Here is a 3,139-nt window from a genome sequence, read left to right as displayed (position 1 = left end):
ACTTTGTGAGAAACATAGAATTTCATTCCTTGTTTTTTCAATACTTTAGTCAATTCTTTAGAAAGAGCTCCGTCCATTCCTGGAATGATTCTGTCCATGAATTCAACCACAGAAACCTGAGCACCTAAACGAAGGTAAACTTGTCCAAGTTCGATTCCGATAACTCCACCACCAATGATCACTAAGTGTTTTGGAACTTCTTTTAAAGCTAGAGCTTCAGTAGAAGTGATGATTCTTTCTTTATCAATTTTAATAAACGGTAAAGAAGATGGTTTTGATCCTGTAGCAATTACAGTATATTTTGCTTCGATAGTTTCTGAAGTTCCGTCAGCTTTAGCAACAGCAATATGAGTTGCATCTACGAAAGAACCTAAACCATTGAAAACAGTAATTTTATTTTTATCCATTAAGTAGTTAATTCCACCTACGGTTTGATCTACAACAGCTTGTTTACGTGCAATCATTTTCTCTAAATTGATTTTTACGTCACCAGAAACTTCGATTCCGTGATCTGCAAAATGAGCAATTTCTGAATAGTGATGAGAAGATGATAATAATGCTTTTGAAGGAATACAACCTACGTTAAGGCAAGTTCCTCCTAATGAATTATATTTTTCTACAATAGCAGTTTTGAAACCTAATTGTGCGCAACGAATTGCTGATACATATCCGCCAGGACCTGAACCTATAATGACTACGTCAAATGAACTCATAGTTTATCTTTTTATTTTAAGCGTCACAAATTTAAGGAATAAAGTTCTTTTTGAAGTTTAATTTTCAATGTTTTTTGCGTGAAATTTTGGGTGTGGGTTTTCTGCCACGAAGGCTCGAAGACGCAAAGTTTTTTTGAATTGTTAGCTTAACCGCAAAGTGCGCTAAGAGTCACGCAAGGTTCGCAAAGCTTATCTTTATCAATGATTATAACGCAATATTGTCATTTCGATGAAGGAGAAATCCCAGTGAGAAGCTCGACAAAGATTTGGTTCTCGTTGCGGAGTTACTTGCGAGGATTTCTCCTTCGTCGAAATGACATAAAATGAGAACAAAAACCTTTGAACCTTTGTCACTTTGAATCTTTGAATCTTTGAACCTTCTAGTTAAGGTTTCTTTTCAGGATTTCTTGAAGTATGAAATACTGAATAAATAATTATTTCATTTCCAATAATCTCATAAATAATAACAAAAGGAAATTTGACCAGAGTCATTTCTCGATAACTTGGTTCTTTTTTAATCTCAAATAATTCTGGATTTATTTTTAAAACTTTTAGATAAGATCTTAAATAAGTTAGAAATTGCTTTCCTAAACCTTTACTTCTACTTTCGTAAAATTCAATAGATTCATCAATTTCTTTTTCTGCTAATGGTAAAATTTTAATTTTAAAAACCATATTTAGCATTCAAACGTTGCTCGACCTCTTCCCAACTATTTGCCTCTATTTCTCCAGACAAATATTTTTCTCTTTCTTCGGCAACTAAATTGTAATGTGAATCGGGAACAATTGACTCTTTTTCCTCATGATTAATGGCATCAAAAACGCTTTCCAAAATTTCTAATTTTGAATCGTCGTCAATGAATTTACCAAAATCTTTTATAAGCTTACGTCTTAATTCCTTCGTTTCCATTTTTATTTGCATTTAAACTCAAATTTAAGATTTATAATGATTCAATTATGTTAAAACTTACTTTACGATACAAAGTCTCAGAGAAAAAACTTAGACTCTAAGAATCTTAGTATCTTAAAAAGAAATCACCGTCGAATTCTTCACTTCACTAATCATAAACATACTTTGCGTACTTCCTATATGCTGCAATGAAGTTAGTTTTGTGACTAAAAACTCTCTGTAAGCTTCCATATCTTTTACCAAGACTTTCAGGATATAATCATAATCACCGCTTACGTGATGGCATTCAAGAACTTCGTTTAATTTGATGACTTCACTTTCAAATTTGGTCAGAAATTCTTTGGTGTGTTGAATGAGTTTTAAATGACAGAAAACCACAAATCCTTTTTCGATTTTAGATTTATCGACTAAAGCCACATAGCTTTTTATTATTCCTTCTCGTTCTAGTTTTTTGATTCGTTCGTAAACTGCTGTTACTGACAAATTGAGTTTTAAAGACAATTCTTTATTGGTCTTTTTACTGTCGGTTTGAAGCAGAACAAGGAGTTTTTTATCGATTTCGTCAAGAATCATATCTATTGTTTTTTTGAAGATGAAAGAAAATCTACAGAATTGCATTTTACATCTCAAATTTAGATTAAAAATCAACATAAAATGATTTTTATAGTTTTAAAATCTATAAAAACAACTACTTATTGACATTTTTTCTAATTAAACTTTTCTTTGACCAAAAATCTAACAGAAACGATTTAAAACTTGAAACAAAAAACTAACTATAATGAAAGATTTTAAACCAGCAGATAAAATTCAGGATCTACAATATTTTGGTGAATTTGGCGGAGTAAATCCGTCGATTTCAGATTCTTCGACTTATACTTTTTTATCGGCAAAAACCATGTTTGATACTTTTGAAGGCAATATGGAAGGCTGTTATTTGTATTCGCGCCATTCTTCGCCAAGTAATTTATATCTGGATCAAGCTTTGGCAGCAATGGAAGGAACAGAAACAGCAAATGTTTCGGCTTCAGGAATGGGCGCTATTACTCCTACTCTATTACAATTGTGCGGTGCCGGAGATCATATTGTTTCGAGCCGAACGATTTATGGCGGAACTTATGCTTTTTTAAAGAATTTTACACCTCGCTTCGGAATCGAAACTAGCTTTGTTGATATTACAAAACTCAATGTTGTTGAAGCTGCGATAACTTCAAAAACTAAAGTTTTGTATTGCGAAACAGTAAGCAATCCGTTATTAGAAGTGGCAGATATTAGCGGTTTGGCTAAAATTGCTAAAAAACACAACTTGAAATTGGTTGTAGATAATACTTTTTCGCCTTTATCGGTTTCTCCTGCGAAATTAGGCGCTGATATTGTAATTCATAGTTTGACGAAATATATTAATGGAAGTAGCGATACGGTTGGCGGTGTAACTTGTGCATCTAAAGAATTTATTAATTCATTGAAAAATGTAAATTCTGGCGCGAGCATGCTTCTAGGTCCAACAATGGATAGTTTG

5 protein-coding genes are annotated in these 3,139 nt (G+C 32.6%); 1 reads left to right on the top strand and 4 read right to left on the bottom strand.

Annotated features, from left to right (window positions below; all coding sequences use genetic code 11):
* The 4 genes from B3J44_RS18415 to B3J44_RS18400 all read right to left on the bottom strand — a co-directional run.
* Nucleotides 1-713 (bottom strand): FAD-dependent oxidoreductase (locus tag B3J44_RS18415; RefSeq protein WP_286970262.1); only part of this gene is annotated, 713 nt, incomplete at its 3' end.
* Between the two features lie 384 nt (nt 714-1,097).
* Nucleotides 1,098-1,388: a type II toxin-antitoxin system RelE/ParE family toxin gene (locus tag B3J44_RS18410; RefSeq protein WP_286970261.1), complete on the bottom strand. Its 291-nt coding sequence runs from the start codon at nt 1,386-1,388 to the stop codon at nt 1,098-1,100.
* A complete protein-coding gene (locus B3J44_RS18405) occupies nt 1,378-1,623 on the bottom strand; it encodes a hypothetical protein (RefSeq protein ID WP_286970260.1) in 246 nt (81 codons plus the stop codon). Before B3J44_RS18405 ends, B3J44_RS18410 begins: the two co-directional genes overlap by 11 nt.
* A gap of 114 nt (nt 1,624-1,737) precedes the next feature.
* On the bottom strand, nt 1,738-2,196 hold the full coding sequence (locus B3J44_RS18400) for an Lrp/AsnC family transcriptional regulator (RefSeq protein WP_198856780.1): 459 nt from the start codon (nt 2,194-2,196) through the stop codon (nt 1,738-1,740).
* Nucleotides 2,197-2,401: 205 nt separating this feature from the next.
* Here B3J44_RS18400 and B3J44_RS18395 point away from each other — a divergent pair.
* Nucleotides 2,402-3,139 (top strand): aminotransferase class I/II-fold pyridoxal phosphate-dependent enzyme (locus B3J44_RS18395; RefSeq protein ID WP_286970259.1); only part of this gene is annotated, 738 nt, incomplete at its 3' end.

It is taken from the genome of Flavobacterium sp. UBA4854 (genome assembly GCF_002399805.1).
Classification (GTDB): domain Bacteria; phylum Bacteroidota; class Bacteroidia; order Flavobacteriales; family Flavobacteriaceae; genus Flavobacterium; species Flavobacterium ginsengisoli.
Note: the sequence above shows the minus strand (reverse complement) of the source record. Positions and strands in the feature narration are given on the sequence as shown.

Coding starts and splice junctions, on each gene's coding strand:
- B3J44_RS18400 (WP_198856780.1), bottom strand. CDS start 2,196: ATGATTCTTGACGAAATCGATAAAAAACTCCTTGTTCTGCTTCAAACC.
- B3J44_RS18410 (WP_286970261.1), bottom strand. CDS start 1,388: ATGGTTTTTAAAATTAAAATTTTACCATTAGCAGAAAAAGAAATTGAT.
- B3J44_RS18405 (WP_286970260.1), bottom strand. CDS start 1,623: ATGGAAACGAAGGAATTAAGACGTAAGCTTATAAAAGATTTTGGTAAA.